Source organism: Treponema sp. OMZ 799 (assembly GCF_024181365.1).
Lineage (GTDB): Bacteria > Spirochaetota > Spirochaetia > Treponematales > Treponemataceae > Treponema_B.
Genome location: NZ_CP051301.1, coordinates 1,927,777 through 1,947,323 on the forward strand (window position 1 = coordinate 1,927,777; position 19,547 = coordinate 1,947,323).

The following is a 19,547-nucleotide window of genomic DNA, read 5'->3' on the forward strand; positions in this document are numbered from 1 at the left end:
GAGGAGGTTCATTATTCTAGCAATAAACCTAAAACAAAAATCAAGGATATTGATACCCTTTCTCTTGTTGCTTTTGCAGACGGCTGTTTACAGTCAAACAAACGGGGCAGCTGAAAGCAAATCCGTCATTGCTTTTCACACACATGTCAATTCCGATAAAACGGTCAAAAACCTGATAAAAGAACTGCCGGGCTTGCAGAAACGGGGAATCAACACGCTTTTTTTATCAATAGGTACCAATTATCAATGGAAATGCGATCCGAAACTCTACAACAAATACGGGCTTTCCGAATCTGCGGCACGCGAAATTGCGGCCGAATGCAGGAGACTTTCCATCGATCTCATCCCCGAAATCAACTGCATAGGCCATCAGTCGTGGAAAGATAAAACTTTTGACCTTCTCAAAGCATATCCGGAACTGGATGAAACGCCCGGCCTCTACCCAGGTAATAAGGGCATTTATTGCCGAAGCCTGTGCACTTCCAACGAAAAAGTATACCAAATTTTATTCGCCCTGATCGACGAAATTACCGAAGTATTTTCGGTAAAAAAAATCCATGTCGGCTTGGACGAGGTGTTTTTGATCGGCGAAGATGCCTGTCCCCTTTGCCGCGGAAAAGAAAAGGCCGAGCTTTTTGCCGGTGCTGTGAAAAGACTCTATGATCACTGTGTCAAAAAACGAGGACTTACAATGTATATGTGGGGAGACCGCCTCCTCGACTGCGATGATGAAGACAGCGGTTATAAGGGTGAATACGAAAGCTCATGTAACGGCACTGCCTCTGCCGTGGACCACATTCCTAATGACATCATCATTTGCGACTGGCACTATGATGCTCTTGAACGCTACGGCTCCATTCCGTTTTTTTTAAACAAGGGCTTCAGAGTCCTCCCTACCAGTTACAAAAACATTAAAGCGGTAAACGCTCTTATCGACTATTCGCTTTTGTATAAGGATAACCCTGCCATGCTCGGGCACTTGTACACGTCATGGGACAATATGACGAACAAAAACCTCGCGAGGTATAAGCCTATGGTAAAAACGATCGAAAAGCTGATCAGCGGATTATCGGACCGAGAATAAGGAAAATAAGGATTTGTTCCTGCATAGATAAAGAAGTATTCTCCCCATCCTCGTCAGTTCTCCCCAAAAATACTTGACGAGAATAGGTTTCATTTTTTTCCTTCAGCCTTCCCGTCTTTCAGCTCCAAGCCTTTTTCGAATAGGAAGCTGATGTAGTAATCTTCGATTGTGTTTTTGGGGCCGGCGGCGTTGAGGCGCTTACGGGCATCGGCGTTGTTTCGGCGCTGAACATAGGAAGAGTAAAAATGACGCGGGTCGGAATTATCAAAATCAAGCTGTTTGTTTAAGAGTTTTGACACATCATCCCTGCCCATTGCCGGTATCTTACAGCTTACCAGCTGATTTCGGACATAGAGGATGTCCTCATATGAGATGCCGAATAAAAACTCTTCCAGCGACTGCCCTACCGTTTTATTTGAAAGTTTTGCAAGCATGAAGCTTTGCCATGAGTCATCCAGTTTGGAAGAAAGCAAAAAAAGTTCGCTTGTGCCCATCATTGTGCCGAATACGGGAGCGATTGTATCACGGGCAGTCCAAACACGGGTTAAGACCGGTGCAAAAGAAGTGGTGTTTTGATCCAAACGGTGTTCCCAAAGATAGGTTAAAGCATTTGCAACCTTTTCTTGTTTTTGCTTATCCAAGATATTGCTGTCCAAAATCGAAATATATACATCTTCGGACATAATAGTAAACATGATATTCATGGTAGCTGCTCTGAGCTCTTCTATTTCTTCTTCCGAAAATGAGAAATTTGAAGCAACCTTGCTTAGAGCCGAAAAAATATGGAATTTGGCAACAAGAAAGCCTCGTCCCAATACAGCCTTTGTGGGCATTGAAAGAGTACGGGCATCGGAAGGGGTTTTACATAAGGTTTCTATGAGGGTTTCTTGGCTGCGTTTTTCGCCGGCAAGAACGCTCGTTTCATGAATGGAAGGAAACCGGGAAATAGCAGACGACATTCTTTCCAAGTCCATGAGCTTTTTTCCTATTTCTAAAACGGCAGACTTGTATTCTTCATTCAAACGCTCAAAAGCATGTTCGACCAAGGTTCTTTCGTGATCATTTAGAACAACAATATCTGTAGAGATGATAGTTCCGAATCCGGCATTATTTATTGTCATATTTTTTCGCAACTTCTCCAATATGCAATTTTATGGAAAGAATATTTTACTACATTCTGATGAATTTTTAAAGGGCTTTTTTATCTAAAAGCATAAAATTTTACTAAAAATAATCGGTACTCATTGACATAAATCCCCTTTACATGCAATATATTCACTCAAAAATGTTAGTTCGATACGGTCAAAATGCCGAAGGAAAGCAGGTTCGGCAGGCTTTAGTCTATACTAAGGACGAGCACCACATTGCCCCCGAAAAAATAGACCTTGAAGCCGTAAAAATTATACAGCGTTTAAATTCTCAAGGTTTTGAAGCCTACATAGTAGGAGGAGCAGTAAGGGATCTATTGATAGGCCATGTTCCAAAAGATTTTGATATTGCAACCTCGGCAGAACCTTCAAAAATACGGAAAATATTCCGGAATTCCAGAATTATAGGACGGCGGTTCAGGTTGGTTCATATATTTTTTGGAGAAAAGATATATGAAGTAAGCACCTTTAGATCTACCGAAGACGGAAGCATAGGAAATAAATTCGGTACAATTGACGAAGATGTACATAGACGAGATTTTACCCTAAATGCTCTTTATTATGACCCAATCCATGAGCTCGTAATCGATTATGTAGGCGGTGTTAAGGATATAAAATCGAAAAAAATACGACCTATTATTCCGCTTCAACTTATATTTTCGGAAGACCCTGTAAGAATGATACGTGCAATCAAGTATGCCGCAATGACGGATTCGAGCATTCCGTTTTTTGTTCAACTTCAAATACGTAAAAATGCCCATCTTTTGGAATTTGTTTCCCCCTCCAGAATAACGGAAGAAATAAACAAGATTATTTTTAGCGGGCACTCAAGCGATATCATAAAAAAACTTTTAGACTTTAAACTCTATGTTTACATACAGCCGGGAGCCTGTGCCTTTATAGATTCTTCTTCCAAATTCAAAAAGATGTATTTAGAAAATCTAGCCCTTTTGGATAAGGAAGTCGATGCTAAACCTCAAATAAAACAGGGAGAATGCTTAAAATCCTTATTAAAAGATTATACAAGGCTGATTGCAGATCCTGAAGGCCTTCCTCAAGAGGTCTACACTTATGTGTATAAAGAATGCAGGCATTTTATTCTTCCGATGAATCCGCAAAGAAAAGAGTTGGAGTTTGCAGTAAAGAGTATTTTAAATGATTTGGGAATTAAGGTATCAATGGAAAGAACTCAAGCCCGCCCAGCAAAACTCGGTAAACAGGTTAAGCATGTCCGCCGAAAGAAAAAGGTCAAGAAACAAGAAACACAAAAAGATACGGATTAAATAAACCCGTATCTTTCATATCCAAGAAAACTACAAAAGACTTAAGCTCTAATAAGCCTGTGAGTTATGAGGAGTGGATTTTTGAGTGTGTCGTTTACCGGACAATTATTGTCAACCAAGGTCATAAACTTTTCAAGTTCCTCATCGGAAGCATCCGACTTAATATGATATATCGTTTCAATCTCGGAAAGACCTACCTTCCCTGAGCCGAAAGAACCAATACATTCTACAGCCAAATAATCCAATTTTAGACCTTTTTTCTTTGCAAGCATCTTTGAAATAACGCACTTACAAGCTCCAAGGCCGCTCAAAAGAACTTCGATCGGGTTCATACCCAAATCGGTTCCGCCGAAGCTGACCGGTTCGTCAACAATAATCTTCTTACCGGATGCCTCGCATTCAACTTTAAAACCTTCGCCTAAATCGATTTCGGCCTTTGCCTTAAATTCATTTGCCATAATAAACCTCCAAATTTATTTATTTTTAACGGATATTTTAAGATTCTTTTTAATTTGAGAAGCAAGTTTTTGAATTTCGTCTAACCTATTCTGCTGCTTCAACTCCAAGCTTATATAATACAGCTTATCAAGTTTTTCCTTATCGGATTTTTTTATATCTCCCATAAAAATAGTTTCATCATAACAAGTATACTGATCTTGGTTATAAGGTTTTGCATTATAAGGAGCTGCCTGATCTATTTTTTGCTGCCATGCTTCAAGGAAATCTTGGGGAGCATTTTTGGGAGGTCTTAGGGTTTTTGCAAAACGTATATATGTATAATCATCACTTCGAGAATTTGAATACATATTAACTGCACATATATCAAAGGCAGGTTTGTTGTCTTTTACAAAAAAGCCCAAGGAAAGATCCATGTTTGTGTCTTTATCTGCAGCAAAATCTTTTTGAGAAATTACAAAGTCATAGTCACCGGCCTTTATAGCCGTATTCTTGGAATCAAAATTAAATTTCATCGAAGAGAATATAGGATCTATGGGATAAGTTTTTGGAGGCAGATTAAAAAATTCTTTCCATTCGCCGAAGGTTCCGGAATAAGATGGAAGGATATAATCCGATAAAAATGCATAATCATAATTATGACCGTTTCTGATCGAAGAAATGGAATCGATCCTTGTTATAACAAAGATGCCTCCCGGAACAGGAAGAGCAAAGGATATTACCTCAGAATCGGCAAATGGAAGCTCCCAATAATTTACCAGCCATTTTCTTCCGTAAATGTCAACATGACTTTCACTTCGTGAGGGCTCTCCATAAGAAGATATTGCAATTTTTTCTCCTGCTATATATCTATACATTCTGGATGCAGTTAAAATATAATCCATATATAGTTTTGGAGATGTTATAAGAGTTTTTTGATCAATGTCATTAGGCTTTTTTACAATTGCCATAACAGAACCAAGCATCTTACCGTAAATTACATTTCCGTTTTGAGGCAGCTTATATTCTTTTATATCATTAGGCAAAAAAAGATCCCATCTTTTATTTTCTTCTCTTGCTAAGATGAGAGAAAAACTCGGATTCCAAGAGTCATACAAAAGTTCTGTAGAGCCTTCTCCTTTAATAAAATTCTCACTACCCAAAAAATCATATTTTTTCTTTAAATCCTTAATTATATCCAAGGTGAAATTTTTGTAATCAAGGATAATAGACTTACGAAGCTCAGTCAGTTTTTTTGGAAGCTTTTGTTCATTTCGATATTCATAAAAAGCTCTTTCTTCAAGAATATGCGGCAGGTTATAAAAAATGGGAAGATATACCGTACCGATATTTTTTGCAATATTCTTTGTCTCGGCAAAGGGAAGTGCATAGTTTAAATTTTCGTTTTCGCTTTTCATGGTAATAATACCCAAGACCATTCCGTCGGGTGAAATAAGAGGTCCTCCGGAATTGCCGGGACTTGCTGCTGCCGAAAACCTAAGCCACTTCCATTCTCCGTTTCTTTCCTCAAAGGTTTGACTTGTAAGAAGTCCGTTACGGATAATAATACCTTCTCCTAAAGCATTGCCTACGGAAAAGGTCGGAGTATTTAAATTAAACTCATTTAAAACCGAAAGCCCTTCGCCCTTTACATGCTTATAATTTTCTGCCTCAAACACTATAAAATCCCTTTCTACAGAGTAGCTTAAAACCGATCCTACCTTATAGATTGCACCGGAGACGGCACGGAGATAATAGTCGTTATAAAAACTTTCTTCATAAAGATTAAAAACATGGGCGGCCGAGTAAAATTTACCGTCATCCATTAAAAAAGCGGTTCCGATAGGAATGTATTTGTCGTTTCGTATTGCAAAGGGAATCCTGTCCATAGGAAGTTTTTTTTCATATTCCACCTTCCCCTCTTCAGGTTTTAAAACAACAACTTCAAATACGGCTCCATTTATTTTGTTGAGAACTTCAGGACTTAAAACAGCCTGAGCTCCCAAAATTTGAAAAAGTACCGCAAAAAATAAAACCATAAAAATGTGCTTAAATTTCATCATAACTCCTAATGTTTAATTACTATAGTTGTCAAAACCATCGGCTCAGAGCCGGTGTTCTCAAGGCTGTGAAGCTGGTTATCCTCGGTGATTACTACATCTCCCGGGCCTACTTCCTGCTTTTCACCCATATCGGTAACAAGTCCGGTACCTTCATGTATAATGTAGATTTCGGTTTCACCTGTATGAACATGTTCTCCTATACTTGCTCCAACCGGGACAGTCATTTCGGAAAACATACGGCAGTTTTCGACAGTTCTGACACTTAAAAATTCTATTACGCTTATTTCGCCCTTTCCGCCGCGTAAATTAGGTTTCAGCTTTTTAGGCACTTCATTTTTGTTTATTATCATATAATTACCTCCAATCAAGACTCTTAGTCCAAAAGTTTTTCGATATCTTTTTTTAACTCTTCAGGAGCAACAGTCGGTGCATAGGCAGTAACTCTTTCTCCTGTTTTGTCTACTAAGAATTTGGCAAAATTCCATTTGATATCTTCGCTGTTTGAAGCTTTTTTTAAAAAAGAAAAAAGAGGTTCGGTATTTTCACCGTTTACTTCAATTTTTGCCATTATGGGGAAAGAAACCCCGTACTTGCTTTTAGCAAAATTTCTTATTTCTTCGTTTGTTCCGGGATCTTGGCCTCCGAACTGATTGCACGGAAAGGCTGCAACAAGGAAGTTCTTATCCTTGTATTCTTTGTATAATGCTTCCAAACCTTGGAAGTGAGGGGTAAGGCCTCACTCGCAAGCCGTGTTCACTATTAAAATGACATGATCTTTATAATCTTTAAAAGAAAAGTCATTTCCTAAGCTGTCTTTAACAGTGTAGTTATAAATTCCCATTAGATTTCTCCTTAAAAAATTATAGAAAAAAGCTATTTTAGCCGCTAAAATTATACAAAAGACCGTAAATAAATTCAATAGTTGGAAATTTAATAATTTTTTTTAAAAATTTCGTTTAATGTTTTTGCAATTTTTAATCCCAAATCTTCATTAAATTTCGTTTCCCTGCGGTCATAGGTGAATATGCCGTTTATTTCATCTTCTACATCGCTTACCTGAGTATAGATTGAAGCGCTCAAGCCTTTTTCGATAGCAGGGAAAACATCCTTTGAATAAAGCCTCCATACGGCCTCATTCAATTCTTTTTTTGTTTTGAACATTTTATAGCCGAATAAAATATCGGAGCTCATGCGCCCTTGAAAAGGCAAACTGAAACCTCCGAATTCAGTAAGGGCGAGTACCCTGCCCCGCTTGTCTTTTTTAGGCCTAAAAGCCTTGTAATAAATATGGTAGCTGTGAAAATCGCCCGCGCCCTGATCAAAGTAACCGCTTGCATGGTCAATTAAACGCCTTGCATCCTTTTTGCGTACAAAGGAAGCTGTAGATGAGGCATCAAACTGCCCCCAGCCCTCGTTAAAGGGAACCCAAACTGCAAGAGAAGTTACACTGTACAATAAATCGATGGTACGTTCCGCATCGCGCATAAAAATTTTACGGCCCGTTTCGCTTTTTCTTCCGTGAAGAGCATAACGGCTTTTTCCGTCCTTAAACTTAAAGCCGAGCCAGGGAGCGTATTTTACGAAGAGGTCTTTATAAGGGCCTCCTCCGCTTACAAAGTCCTGCCATACAAGCATACCGATTTTATCGCAGTGATAATACCAGCGAAGAGGTTCTATTTTTATGTGTTTCCTTAGCATATTAAAGCCCATGTTTTTAAGCGTTTTAATTTCCCATATCATTGCCTCATCGGAAGGTGCGGTGTACATACCGTCGCTCCAATAGCCTTGATCCAAAAGGCCGTGATGAAAAATCGGCTTTCCGTTTAAACTTAAAACAGGCCCCGCTTTCCCTTCAAGGATTCCGAATTCCCTCATACCGAAATAAGAACGTACGGTATCTTTTCCCGCATTGATTTCGACATCGTATAAAAAAGGACTTTCGGGGCTCCAGCTTTTAAAGTCTTCAGGCATCTTTAAAAGTGCGCGGTTATTTTGAAAGTTTCCTGTTACAATCGTTTTTTTCCCGTCAAAGATTGTAACCAAAGCATTGCAGGTCAAAGAAGCATTGTCTGTAAGAGAAGAATTGGAGCCAAGAGGGACGGCCCCGCCTCCGCCAATAAAAAGCTCAAGCTCAACCTCGGCTTCTTTAAAGCGCTGGGTGATTTTTATATCCTCGATGTAGGAGGCGGGAACTCTTTCGCACCATACCGTCTGCCAAATACCGCTTTGTCCCGTGTACCAAATCTCTCCGCGGTTTAAGGTTTGCTTCCCGTAGGCTTCATCCCCTGAATCCGTATCATCCGTAACGGAAACTATAATTTCGCTTTTACCGTCTTTTAAAAAGTCGCTTATATCGAAATAAAAGGGCCAGTAACCTCCCGAATGGGAGCCTGCCTTTTTGCCGTTTATGTATACGGAACAATGCTGATCGACCGCACCGAAATGCAATAAAAGCCTTTCGCCCTCCTTACATTTTTCAAAGGCAAAGACTCTGCGGTACCACAGCGTTTGTCCGGGAAGAAGCTGTTTTTTGACACCCGACAAAAGGCTTTCAGGGGAAAAGGGAACGATGATCGTTCCGTCCCAGGCTTCGGGAATCTCTTTGTTTTCCGTTAGTTCATAAGTTTCCGTTATTACGGAGCTTTCAGTGATTGCATAGTCCCAGGGACCGTTTAAGCACTGCCAGTTTTCCCTTACAAGCTGAGGGCGCGGATATTCGTTTAAGGGGCAGTCAGGGTTTATGTTTTCGCCCCAGGGAGTTAAAAGCTGCTTTACAGGTTTATTTTTTCTCATAGAATTTATACTCTAAAATAAGGGAGATGTATTGTCAAGCTATAGACCGGACAAATTTCTTTATTGTTAGTTTTCAATTTCTACTAGACATCGGCCTAAATAAATGCTATCATCACGGGTTCTATGATGAAAAAAAACGATAATTATGCCATTTTAGGAGTTTCACCGAAAGCCTCGGCAGCCGAAATAAAGACGGCTTTTAGAAAAAAAGCTAAGCTTCACCATCCGGACTTAACTCAAAATAAGACAAAAGAAGAAAAGGAAAAATCCGAATCGGCTATGAGGCTTCTTTTAAATGCCTATCAAAGTCTTTTAAAAGAAAAAACTGCTGATGAAAACCCATTTGATTATTTCGATTTTTTTTCAAAGAAAAATGCGGCGGAAAGTTTTGACTACAGGCTTTGGCTTTTAAAAAAAACGGATTACGAAAGCCGGGCTAAACTCATCTTTTTTGATCTTTTCCACGGATTGGAACAGTCTGCCGTAGAAGAATACAATAAAAGAAGAAGCGAGGCAGGAGGCTTTTATCTTTCAAAGTATTTTAATAAAGAAGATTTTATGGACTGCGGCTTTGTCCTTGCAGAAGAACTTTATTTCCGCGGAGAATACTACGAATCTTTTTTGCTTTTGGAAGAAATCTTTTATATGGAAAAAGAAAAGCCTTATTTTAAACATTTTTTTCCTGAGGTTACCGGCTTGATAAAATCCATAATAAGCGATAAACTGCATAGGTATACCGAAGACGAGCTTGCCTTAGACTGTTATGAAGCTGCTCTGGAACTAGGCTTTAAAAAGATAGATAAAGCTAACATCCTTAAGCGTATGTCCGAAATATATTATAGGTTTGGAGACACATACAGAGCCTCTCAATGTTTAAATGAGGCAATGCTGCTCAGCCCCAAATTAAGGGGCGTTAAAATTATTCAAAATCAATTGGAGAATCGCTATGATTATAATTAAAACGGAAGAACAAATTAACGGCATCAGAAAGTCCTGTAAGGCCCTTGCCCAACTTTTCGAAGAATTAAAACCGGTAATAAAACCCGGTATGAGTACAAAAGAGCTTGATGATTTTTGTGTCAACTATATAAAAAAAATCGGCGGTGTTCCTGCCTGGTATTCTGAAGGTTTTCCGGGAGCAGCCTGTATTTCGATAAATGAAGAGGTAATTCACGGTCTTCCGGGAAAAAGAATAGTAAAAGACGGCGACCTTGTTTCGATGGATATAGGAATCGACCTTGGAGGCTACATAAGCGATGCCTGCGTAACCTATCCTGTCGGAAATGTTTCAAAGGAAAACCTCAAACTTTTGGAAGTTACTACTCAGTGCCTTTACGCAGGAATCGAAGCATGCAAGGCAGGTAAAAGAGTTTCAGATATTTCGAAGGCTGTCTTTAATCTGGCAAGCGCCCATAATTACGGGGTGGTTTATGACTATTGCGGACACGGAGTAGGCCTCGGCGTACACGAAGATCCGAGTATTCCGAACGTGATTGAAAGAATGAGGCCGAATCCCCGCCTTAGAGCCGGAATGGTGGTCGCAATAGAGCCCATGATTAACATGGGAACAGCCGATGTCGAAGTAAAAAAAGACGGATGGACTGTAGTAACGGCCGATAGGTCAGTTTCATGCCACATGGAACATACCGTTGCAATCTTTGAAGACCACACGGAAATTTTGTCTCAGTTATAAAAAACATTTTTATAGGGGTTATAATGAATTCGATTATTTCATGGAATGTAAACGGCATTAGGGCTGTAGAAAAAAAAGGCTTTTTGGATTGGCTAAATACCGAAAATCCGGATGTACTTTGCGTACAGGAAACAAAGGCAGCAAAGCCTCAACTCAGCAAGGAGCTTACGGAACCGGATCTCCCGAACGGAAAATATTTTGCCTATTGGGCTTCTGCAAAGAAGGCAGGCTATTCGGGAACTGCCATTTTTACAAAAAAAGAACCCTTGCAGGTAAGAACCATGGGTTTAAAGGAATTTGATGATGAAGGAAGGGTCTTGGTAGCCGACTTTGACAAGCTTTCAATTATTTCGGCTTATTTTCCCAACTCGCAGGACGGAGGAGCCCGCCTAGGCTACAAGCTGGAATTTTGTGCAGCCATCCTCGAATTCTGCGATTCCATTCAAAAAAAAGGAAACAACGTAATCCTTTGCGGCGACTACAACATAGCCCATAAGCCGATAGACCTTGCAAACCCCAAGAGCAACGAAAAAAATCCGGGCTACCTTCCCGAAGAAAGGGCCTGGATGGATGAGTTTACCTCATCAGGTTATTCGGACACCTTTAGACATTTTTGCCAAGAACCTGCAAAATATACATGGTGGAGCTACCGCTTTAGAGCCAGAGAGAAAAATATAGGCTGGCGTATAGATTACCATTGTGTAAACGATTCTTTTTTGCCGAAGATAAAGGATTCTATTATTTTGGACGGAGTAATGGGCTCGGATCACTGCCCCGTCAAATTGATATATTAACTAATCTATTTAAACAAGGCAATTTATTGGAAAAAGATTTGAAAAAACTATTGACATAATTTGGAAAAACTGATAATATCGCCTGTGTTACGCCGTTGTAGCTCAGTCGGTAGAGCAAAGGACTGAAAATCCTTGTGTCGACAGTTCGATTCTGTCCGACGGCACTTAAAGGGATATAAGATTTTCTTATATCCCTTTTTTATTAAAAATTATCATAAATTTTGTCTTTTTTTGCATATTTTAAGTAAAAAATTTAAGTTTTTTTTGTATACACCCGATAATGTAATTAACGGTCGGGGTTACAGACGGCATTATTTTGACATCCGGATGCCGTTTTTTATAACCGATAATGATACGTTTTGAATCTTATTTCAAGGACGTTTAATTTAGAGATTGGCAAAGGTGCCAATCTCTTTTTTTTTAAAATCGGATACCTTGTCTTTTTTATATGTAAATGTTATAATAGGATCACGGAAATTTACAATAAGGAGTATGCAAATGGCTTATAAAATTTCTAACGAATGCACGAACTGTGCCGCGTGCGAAAGTGAATGCCCCGTAAACGCTATCAGCGAAGCCGGCGGCAAACATGTGATTGATGCAGATACATGCATCAGCTGTGGTGCTTGCGCAGGTGTTTGTCCTGTTGAAGCAATCTCAGAGGAATAATCCGGCTAAAATTTTTAGGCGGGTTAAACCTTAATCACGAGTCCGGAGGGTTGTATGAGTTTTGGAAAAATTATTAAGGGATACGGATCCGTTTTTTTCGGCCTGTTGACCTTTTCGGCCATTGCCGGAGTGTGCGTACTTGCAGGTATTGCGGTAGCCTACCCCTTGTGGCTCTTAGCTACGGTAAATGTAAGCTTATACACAATAATTTCCATAAGTATCTTTGTATGCGCAATTCTTTACCTTTTGGTAAAGAAGGCAATCAAAGCATATAAAAAAAGCCCTCGCGGACTCATCATTTCAATCTTAAAAAAAATAACCGTAATAGGCGGTCTTATCTTATGTGTCAACTTAGTTTTGAACTTTAATAAGATACCGGCTCTAATTGTACTTGTTTTAATTTTTGTTATCTACGGGTTTTTAGCCTTCGGAATAGACCAGTCAAAAAATAACGGTAATGAAGGCTTTTAAATTTCTATTTCTATTATTTTTTTTCTCGGCCTCGGTATTAAAGGCCCAAATACCCTATCCTCAGATAGAAAAATTAAATATTGATGACTATATCTTTGTTCAATACAGCGATGATGTGGCAGAGGCCCGTAAGGCCTTAGCCGCAGCAAAAACAGGAAATGAACTTCCTATCAGATTTTATACATACAAGGCCAACAGTGAAGACACCATAATAAAAATTGCAGCCCGGTGCTCTATTCCCTATGATGCAATTGTAACATTAAATAGAATTGAGTCCGTTCAAACGGATATTGCAGGGCGGATTCTAATTCTTCCGACAATGCCGGGAGTTTATCTTCCCGAAAAAGCCCTTTCGAGTATCGAAAAACTTATTCAAGCTCTTTTTAAAAAGTATAAGACCGAGCCTTTAAAAATAAAAATATACGGCACGGAAGAAAAGCGGGAGGTCTTTTGCTTTCCGGGAGAAATTTTTGACGGAACCGTAAGAGCCTTTTTCTTTATGCCTTTTTACCGCTTTCCTCTTAAAGAGGCTGTTATGACTTCAGGCTTCGGCAAAAGGCAGGACCCATTCACAGGCAAAACAAGTTACCATCCCGGGATAGACCTTGCAGCTCCCACAGGAAGTCCTGTTATGGCCTGTGCCGGAGGCAGAGTAAAGGAAATATCTTACAGTGCAGTTTATGGAAACTACATCATTTTAGCCCACACCGACGGAAGAGCGAGCCTATACGGTCATTTAAGCAAGGTCTATGCGAGCTTGAATGAAACAGTAAAATCGGGTACAATTATCGGCGCTGTGGGTTCTACCGGAATGTCAACAGGACCTCATCTTCATTTTGAAATACATGAGCAAGGTATACCCAAAAATCCTGCCAATTTTGTAAACGACAAAAAATAAGAGGTTATACATGAAAAAAACTAAATTGTTAACTGATGATTATAAAGAAGAATTTGACAAACTTGTATCTCATCCAATTCAATCATGGATTTGGGGTGACTTTAAAAAAAGTATGGGAGCCATTCCTGAAAGAATAGGTTTTTTTGAAGACGGAAAATTAAAAAGCGGAATTCAGATTATTTTTTCTAAAATACCCAAAACTAATTATACGGTCGGCATAGCCTCAAAAACCCTAATGCCGGAACAAGAACACATCGAAGCCTTAAAAGAAGCGGCAAAAAAACATAGAGCTGTCTTTATAAAAATAGAGCCGGATCTCTTTAAGCCCGTACAAAAAGACAGATCTTTAAAAGAAGCTTCTAATGAGGCAGATCCTTTAGAAACTCTTATCGAAGAAAAGAAAGAATTCTTATTTAAAAACGGAGCAAAAAACGGAAAGCCTTTTTTTGAAAGATATAATTTTCTTTTAAATATCGAAAAAACGGAAGAAGAACTTTTAGCCTCTTTTCATTCCAAAACAAGGTATAATATCCGTCTTGCCGAAAAAAAAGGGGTTACCATAATCGATGAGAGCACCGAAGAAGGCATGGAAGATTATATAAAGCTGATGGAAGAAACCACAAAAAGACAAGGCTTTTTTAATCATAACGGGGAATATTTTAGGCGGATGTTCAAAGCTTTCCCAAAGGATACCCTTAGAATATTTGAAGCCGTCTATAATGAAGAAGTCTTAACTGCATGGATCCTTTTTAAATTTAACGGAAAACTTTACTATCCGTACGGAGCCTCAAGCAATAATCATAGGGAATTGATGCCCAATAACCTCATAATGTGGGAAGCAATTAAATACGGAAAAAATTTAAATTGTTCTATTTTTGATCTTTGGGGCTGCTTAGGGCCTAATCCGGATACCGAAAATTCATGGTACGGCTTTCATAAATTTAAGGCAGGATATAATCCGCAATTGGTAGAATATATAGGAACCTTCGACTTTGTTTATAAACCTCTTATGTACAAGTTGTTTAATATTGCAGATAAAATCAGATGGATTATTTTAAAAAATAAGAAAAGATAGCTTTAAGTTTTTTGATACTTAGCCGATAAATAAATATCGGCGGGCGGTTCCCCTCCCACCCACCGTCTGCCGATAGCCTGATGGGCGGGCCGGTTTTTTAACCGGCTCTTTTTTTTTACCTTAACAAAAAAATTATCTGCTTTTAAAACTGTCAAAACCTACCTACTTGTAAAAAACTTAAAATTGTGTTCTTATATAACACTATGAATAAGCTGAGCAAGATAGTATATCTATATCTTATTTTAATTTTTTTGATCCTGGCAGGAGGAGCCTTTGCCATCGGAACAATGCTGGCAATGACAAAAAATATAAAACAGAGTGAATTATTTGTCGACTTCAATCCGGCCCTGCCGTCAAGAATATTGGATATCAGAGGGGATCTAATCACCGAATTTTCTTTGGACGAAAAACGGGAGCTTATCAACTACGGAGATATTTCGCCTAACCTGATTGCGGCTCTTTTAGCCCGTGAGGACCGCCTCTTCTATGAACACAAGGGTTTTAGAATCAAATCAATCATCAGGGCTGTCATAGGGCAGCTTACAGGAAGGTCCTTAGGAGGCGGAAGTACAATTACTCAGCAAATTGCAGGTCTCCTATATTGCGACAGAACCGATAAAAGCGTAAAAAGAAAGGTAAAAGAACTTTGGTGGGCTATCCAGATGGAAAGGCGGCACTCAAAAGACGAGATAATGATGCTCTACCTAAATGAAGCCTATTTTGGAGGCGGAACAAACGGGGTAAGCGCAGCCTCCCGTTTTTACTTCGGACACTCTGCTGCTGAACTTACGCCGGCAGAAGCTGCCATCTTAATCATTCAACTTTCAAACCCGACAAGATATAATCCCTTTAATTACCCGAACAGGGCGAAGGAAAGACAGGAAAATGTCCTTGAAGGTATGATAGGCTTAGGCTTTATATCGAAGGAAGAGGCTGCTGAATCTTTTGAAGACTACTGGGCTAACTTTGACTATACCCGAATTGCCCTGTCGGCATGGCTTACCCGTGAGGACAAAGCCAGATGGTTTTCGGAATATGTAAGGCGTGAAGTAGCGGATAATATGATGTACGGAACTATGAACCTTTATAAGGACGGGTATACCGTACATACAACCTGCGATTTAAGGCATCAAGAAATAGCCGATAGGGAGTTTCAAAAATACATTGCAATAGCTAATGACAGGGTTTCGGCCTCAACATCCACATCATTCAGTCAGGCGGAGCAATACAGTAACCTTACGGCCCTATTAAGCCTATGCTTCGGAATAGAATCCCTAAATGTCGGAGAAAAACAGCTCAAGGTAAAAACTCACTCCTATTACCGTAACGAATTAAACAATACTATCGATGTACTAGCCCTAATATGCGGTATAGACAATTTAAAAACTCTTACAAAACAGTCAACAGCCAAAACACAGGAAGTTTTAATGGAAAGGGTGGTAGAAGGTACCTTTATTTCTATTGAAAATGAAACAGGCTATATAACAGCCATCATAGGGGGAAGCAAATACAGCGAGACCAACCAGCTTATCAGAGCAACCCAGTCAAAACTTCAGGTAGGAAGTACAATAAAACCTTTGATATACTCGGCCGCTATTGACGAAAAAATAATTACTGCAGCCACAAGACTAGATGATACTCCCCAGGTTTTTGAATCGGCAGACGGAGTGCAATATATTCCTAACAACTACAGCGGTAAATGGAACGGAACTGTTCTTGTATATAAGGCCTTACCCCTCTCTTTAAATATTCCGGCGATTAAAACTTTGGAACTGGTAGGTTTTGACAGAGCCATAGACCGTATCGCAAGCCTCATGGGCATTACAGACCCTGCGGAAATAGATAAAACCTTTGAAAAAGTATATCCCTTAGCCCTCGGAATCAGTGCAGTAACGCCTGCTCAGCTTTTAAGAGCCTTTGCAGTATTCGGAAATCAAGGAAGGGCTGTAGACCCGATAGCCGTAAGAGCAATAGAAGACAGAGATGGAGTTACGATAATGGATCCGGAATTGGATTTGAGAATTGAACAGCGCAGACGCGGAGCCGCAATGCAGGTTATAAGCCCCAGCAATGCCTTTATTATGACGGAAATTCTTAAAAAGACTCTTACCTTGGGAACCCTTTACGGAGCTTCTTCCGGCGGTAGAAAATTCGATTATAAAAACGAAAAAACGGGAAAGACATTTAGAATGCCGATGGCTGCAAAATCGGGAACAACTCAAAACTGGGCAGACTCATGGACGGCTATATATTCCCCATACTACTCGGCAGTTGTTTGGTACGGTTTTGACCGCGGAAGTTACTCGCTTGGAACCGATAATGCAGGAGCCGCACTTTCAGGATATGTAGCGGCAAACTTTATGCGTGAGGTTCATAAAAACAAGCCCTTTAAAGATTTTGTAAGGCCCGAAAAAGGTGTAATAATGGTCGATGTCTGCAAAAAATCGGGGATGATACCTTCGGAAAACTGTACGGATGAAACCATTACCCTGCCCTTTTTATATGGTACTGAACCCACTGAGATTTGTACGGAACATACAGCAGGTATAAAATTACGGGATATCGGTATAGATAGAATTAAGGACTCAGGTTTAGCTCAAGGCGAAGAAGAAATAAAAATAGACACAGCACCTATTGAAATAGATCCTTCAATTTTTATAGATCCTCCGGCAGACGGCGAAAACTTAAGTGAAACCGAAAACACCGAGGAAGGGTCAACAGAATCAACAGAATCGGAATCTAACCAACAAAATACTGAAGAAGGCGGAGAATCGGAAAATCCATGGGTATAAATTATTGAGAAGTTTTTATCTTGCTATTGACTTTTTTTTGATTATCTGATAAAATCCATTTCAGTTGCGGCGGTGGTGGAATGGTAGACACGTCAGCTTGAGGTGCTGATGCCTTAACGGGTGTGCTGGTTCAAGTCCAGTTCGCCGCAAAAAAAGAACTCAACATCTGAGTTCTTTTTTTTTGCATAATTGTTTTTAAACATAAAAAACCCTTATAAGATTCTTTCTTATAAGGGCTTTACGCTAAACTTTATAGACTTTGTTTTAAAGGTTTATTTAAAGAGCTCGTATATTTCTTTGCGGTAAAGCTGATTTATCTTATGGCGCATCATTTCGCCCTTTGCAGACAACTCCCTTCCGGCTTGGAACTCTTCCGGAAGAAGCACAATCTTGTTTATCCTTTCAAAAAGCTTAAAGCCTGTTTTGGAATTGACCAGCTCTGCAACCTCAGCCTCATACATTTTTTGTACATTAGAGTCATGTACAAGCTCTGAAACGGGAACGTTTCGTAAACCGTTATTTGCGGCCCACGATTGGAGGTTTTCTTTATGAACAACTATCAAGGCACCCAAAGACCTTTGATCTTGCCCTAAAACAACAGCAATCGAAATTAAGGGAGATTCTTGCAGTTTTACCTCAATCGGAACAGGCTCTATATTTTCGCCGCCGCGTAAAACTATGGTATTCTTTCGGCGTCCTTTAAGAATCAACTCTCCGTCAATTGTCTTCATCGCAAGGTCTCCGGTATCAAACCATCCGTCCTTATCGATAACTTCCGCAGTTCGTTCAGGGTCCTTATAATACCCCTTTGTTACAGCATCGCCTCTTACAAGCAGCAAGCCCTTTCGGTTATGAGGAAGCTCTTTTCCATTTTTGTCGATAATTTTTGTCTCAAAACATGCAAGAGGCTTACCCAGAGTGCCGAACACGGGTCTCGGCATGGGACGGACCGAAATAACGGGCGCCGTCTCGGTAATACCGTAGCCTTCCATTACATTTATGCGGACTGCCCAAAAAAAATCGTCAACATTGGGCGGTAAGGCTCCTCCGCCTGAAACACCGGCTCTAAAGCATTTACCGAACTTTTTGCGGATTGTGCGGTAAATAAGAAGGTCTCCTATATAATAAAGAGGGGCTATACACAAAAGAGGAAGCACAGCCAGTATTGGATATATAAACTTGCTTCTTCTTTGGAAATGCGGGCACTGTCCGGTAACACGGCGCTTTAAGCGCATCGTCTTTATTCCAATATCAACAAAGAACAAGAAAAGATAGTAGAGAGGCCTTCCCCTTTTTTTCATTACCTTAAAAATACCGTCGTAAACAGCTTCCCAAATTCGAGGAACAGATGGGAAAAGAGTCGGATTTATCTTTACCATATCTGCTAAAAGAACGCTTCCTATAGGCTTTGAATAAGCAATAGTACCGCCTGAAATTATTATAACGTACTCGCAGGCTCTTTCAAATGAGTGCCAGACAGGAAGAACACATATAGCTTTTTGACCGGGTTTAAGGATAATCCTATCCGGAAGCTCTACAAGCTGTGTCATAAAATTCCTATGGGTCATCATAACCCCCTTAGGATTGCCTGTGGTACCTGAGGTAAAGATTATCGAAGCCAAATCATCGGTATCGACATTTTCGGCATATTCTTCAGGCTTAAATTTACCTTCAATTCTTGCAGTCTTCCCCAGATTAATAATATCGGCATAGGTATGAAATTCAATCTTTCTTTCTTTAAGCTTGAATTCTTCTTCAAGTTTTTTAAAATCGGCATTATCAATGCTGATAATCGACTCCAAAAGGGGGATTTCTGCCAGACGGCTAAGAACTTTTCGGATTTGAGCTTCATTTTCTAAAACTGCAAATTTACATTCCGAAAACGAAAGAATGTGGGTAATTTCCTGCTCGGTAGCATCGCAGCCCCGCGGAACATCAGCCGCCCCGATATTCATAATACCGAAACTTGAGTGAAGCCATTCTTTACGGTTATCGGCTATAAGACCGATATGATCCTTGGGTCTTGCCCCTATAGAAAGCAAGCCTGCCGCAAAATCAAGCCCAGTTTCGTAAAGCTCTTTGTAAGAAAGGCTTTTGAATTCCTTATCTTCGCCCTTAAACATCTGAGCCCTTATATTGGGATATTTTTCAGAAATCCGTTTTAATAATAACGGTAATGATTTGTCTAGAGTTTTCATATAGTAAATGCTATCATAAATGTAAGAATATATCAATATCTAAATAAAAAATGTCAATAATTTATATTAATAATAAATAAAAGATATTGTCATAAGTGCTTGATTTATATAGAGAAAGTTGATATTATTATCGGGTTTAGGGTAAATTGCT

17 protein-coding genes and 2 tRNA genes are annotated in these 19,547 nt (G+C 39.6%); 12 read left to right on the forward strand and 7 right to left on the reverse strand.

Features of this window, described 5'->3' with window-relative positions; genetic code table 11:
* The first annotated feature begins 13 nt into the window (after positions 1–13).
* A complete protein-coding gene (locus E4O04_RS08780) occupies positions 14–1,084 on the forward strand; it encodes a family 20 glycosylhydrolase (RefSeq protein ID WP_371922290.1) in 1,071 nt (356 codons plus the stop codon).
* An 89-nt stretch (positions 1,085–1,173) separates the two neighbouring features.
* On the opposite strand, the gene E4O04_RS08785 is transcribed toward E4O04_RS08780, so the two are convergent.
* Complete coding sequence (locus E4O04_RS08785; RefSeq protein WP_253707391.1) at positions 1,174–2,205, reverse strand: hypothetical protein; 1,032 nt, start codon at positions 2,203–2,205, stop codon at positions 1,174–1,176.
* Between the two features lie 164 nt (positions 2,206–2,369).
* Here E4O04_RS08785 and pcnB point away from each other — a divergent pair, with 164 nt between their 5' ends.
* Entirely contained in the window at positions 2,370–3,515 is a 1,146-nt protein-coding gene (gene pcnB, locus E4O04_RS08790) for a polynucleotide adenylyltransferase PcnB (RefSeq protein ID WP_253707392.1), read from the forward strand.
* A 41-nt stretch (positions 3,516–3,556) separates the two neighbouring features.
* Here the strand turns inward: pcnB and E4O04_RS08795 are convergent, their stop codons facing one another.
* From E4O04_RS08795 to E4O04_RS08815, 5 genes are all read right to left on the reverse strand, one after another.
* Entirely contained in the window at positions 3,557–3,973 is a 417-nt protein-coding gene (locus tag E4O04_RS08795; protein WP_253707394.1) for an OsmC family protein, read from the reverse strand.
* A 15-nt stretch (positions 3,974–3,988) separates the two neighbouring features.
* On the reverse strand, positions 3,989–6,013 hold the full coding sequence (locus E4O04_RS08800) for a S1 family peptidase (protein ID WP_253707396.1): 2,025 nt from the start codon (positions 6,011–6,013) through the stop codon (positions 3,989–3,991).
* Positions 6,014–6,018: 5 nt separating this feature from the next.
* A complete protein-coding gene (locus tag E4O04_RS08805) occupies positions 6,019–6,363 on the reverse strand; it encodes a cupin domain-containing protein (RefSeq protein ID WP_253687684.1) in 345 nt (114 codons plus the stop codon).
* 23 nt (positions 6,364–6,386) lie between these two features.
* The gene (locus E4O04_RS08810; protein WP_253707398.1) at positions 6,387–6,854 is read right to left on the reverse strand and encodes a glutathione peroxidase; all 468 of its coding nucleotides are present in this window, start codon (positions 6,852–6,854) and stop codon (positions 6,387–6,389) included.
* 89 nt (positions 6,855–6,943) lie between these two features.
* A complete protein-coding gene (locus tag E4O04_RS08815) occupies positions 6,944–8,806 on the reverse strand; it encodes a glycoside hydrolase family 2 protein (protein ID WP_253707400.1) in 1,863 nt (620 codons plus the stop codon).
* Between the two features lie 123 nt (positions 8,807–8,929).
* Here E4O04_RS08815 and E4O04_RS08820 point away from each other — a divergent pair, with 123 nt between their 5' ends.
* From E4O04_RS08820 to E4O04_RS08865, 10 genes are all read left to right on the forward strand, one after another.
* On the forward strand, positions 8,930–9,766 hold the full coding sequence (locus E4O04_RS08820; RefSeq protein ID WP_253707402.1) for a DnaJ domain-containing protein: 837 nt from the start codon (positions 8,930–8,932) through the stop codon (positions 9,764–9,766).
* A complete protein-coding gene (map, locus tag E4O04_RS08825) occupies positions 9,753–10,499 on the forward strand; it encodes a type I methionyl aminopeptidase (protein ID WP_253707403.1) in 747 nt (248 codons plus the stop codon). Before E4O04_RS08820 ends, map begins: the two co-directional genes overlap by 14 nt.
* 23 nt (positions 10,500–10,522) lie before the next feature.
* Positions 10,523–11,293: an exodeoxyribonuclease III gene (locus tag E4O04_RS08830; RefSeq protein ID WP_253707405.1), complete on the forward strand. Its 771-nt coding sequence runs from the start codon at positions 10,523–10,525 to the stop codon at positions 11,291–11,293.
* A 91-nt stretch (positions 11,294–11,384) separates the two neighbouring features.
* Positions 11,385–11,457 (forward strand) — tRNA-Phe (locus E4O04_RS08835).
* Positions 11,458–11,791: 334 nt separating this feature from the next.
* Positions 11,792–11,962, forward strand: coding sequence for a DUF362 domain-containing protein (locus E4O04_RS08840; RefSeq protein ID WP_002670897.1), 171 nt, complete (start codon positions 11,792–11,794; stop codon positions 11,960–11,962).
* A gap of 54 nt (positions 11,963–12,016) precedes the next feature.
* Entirely contained in the window at positions 12,017–12,433 is a 417-nt protein-coding gene (locus tag E4O04_RS08845) for a hypothetical protein (protein ID WP_253707407.1), read from the forward strand.
* On the forward strand, positions 12,420–13,331 hold the full coding sequence (locus E4O04_RS08850) for a LysM peptidoglycan-binding domain-containing M23 family metallopeptidase (RefSeq protein ID WP_253707409.1): 912 nt from the start codon (positions 12,420–12,422) through the stop codon (positions 13,329–13,331). The genes E4O04_RS08845 and E4O04_RS08850 overlap by 14 nt, the downstream gene beginning before the upstream one ends.
* A 10-nt stretch (positions 13,332–13,341) precedes the next feature.
* Positions 13,342–14,406 carry a lipid II:glycine glycyltransferase FemX gene (locus E4O04_RS08855; RefSeq protein ID WP_253687676.1) on the forward strand — a complete coding sequence of 355 codons (1,065 nt, stop codon included), beginning with the start codon at positions 13,342–13,344 and terminating at the stop codon, positions 14,404–14,406.
* Positions 14,407–14,609: 203 nt separating this feature from the next.
* On the forward strand, positions 14,610–17,198 hold the full coding sequence (locus E4O04_RS08860) for a penicillin-binding protein 1A (RefSeq protein ID WP_253707411.1): 2,589 nt from the start codon (positions 14,610–14,612) through the stop codon (positions 17,196–17,198).
* A gap of 66 nt (positions 17,199–17,264) precedes the next feature.
* Positions 17,265–17,347: transfer RNA gene (locus tag E4O04_RS08865), tRNA-Leu, on the forward strand.
* A 123-nt stretch (positions 17,348–17,470) separates the two neighbouring features.
* On the opposite strand, the gene E4O04_RS08870 is transcribed toward E4O04_RS08865, so the two are convergent.
* Complete coding sequence (locus E4O04_RS08870) at positions 17,471–19,396, reverse strand: AMP-dependent synthetase/ligase (RefSeq protein WP_256488793.1); 1,926 nt, start codon at positions 19,394–19,396, stop codon at positions 17,471–17,473.
* Between the last annotated feature and the right edge of the window lie 151 nt (positions 19,397–19,547).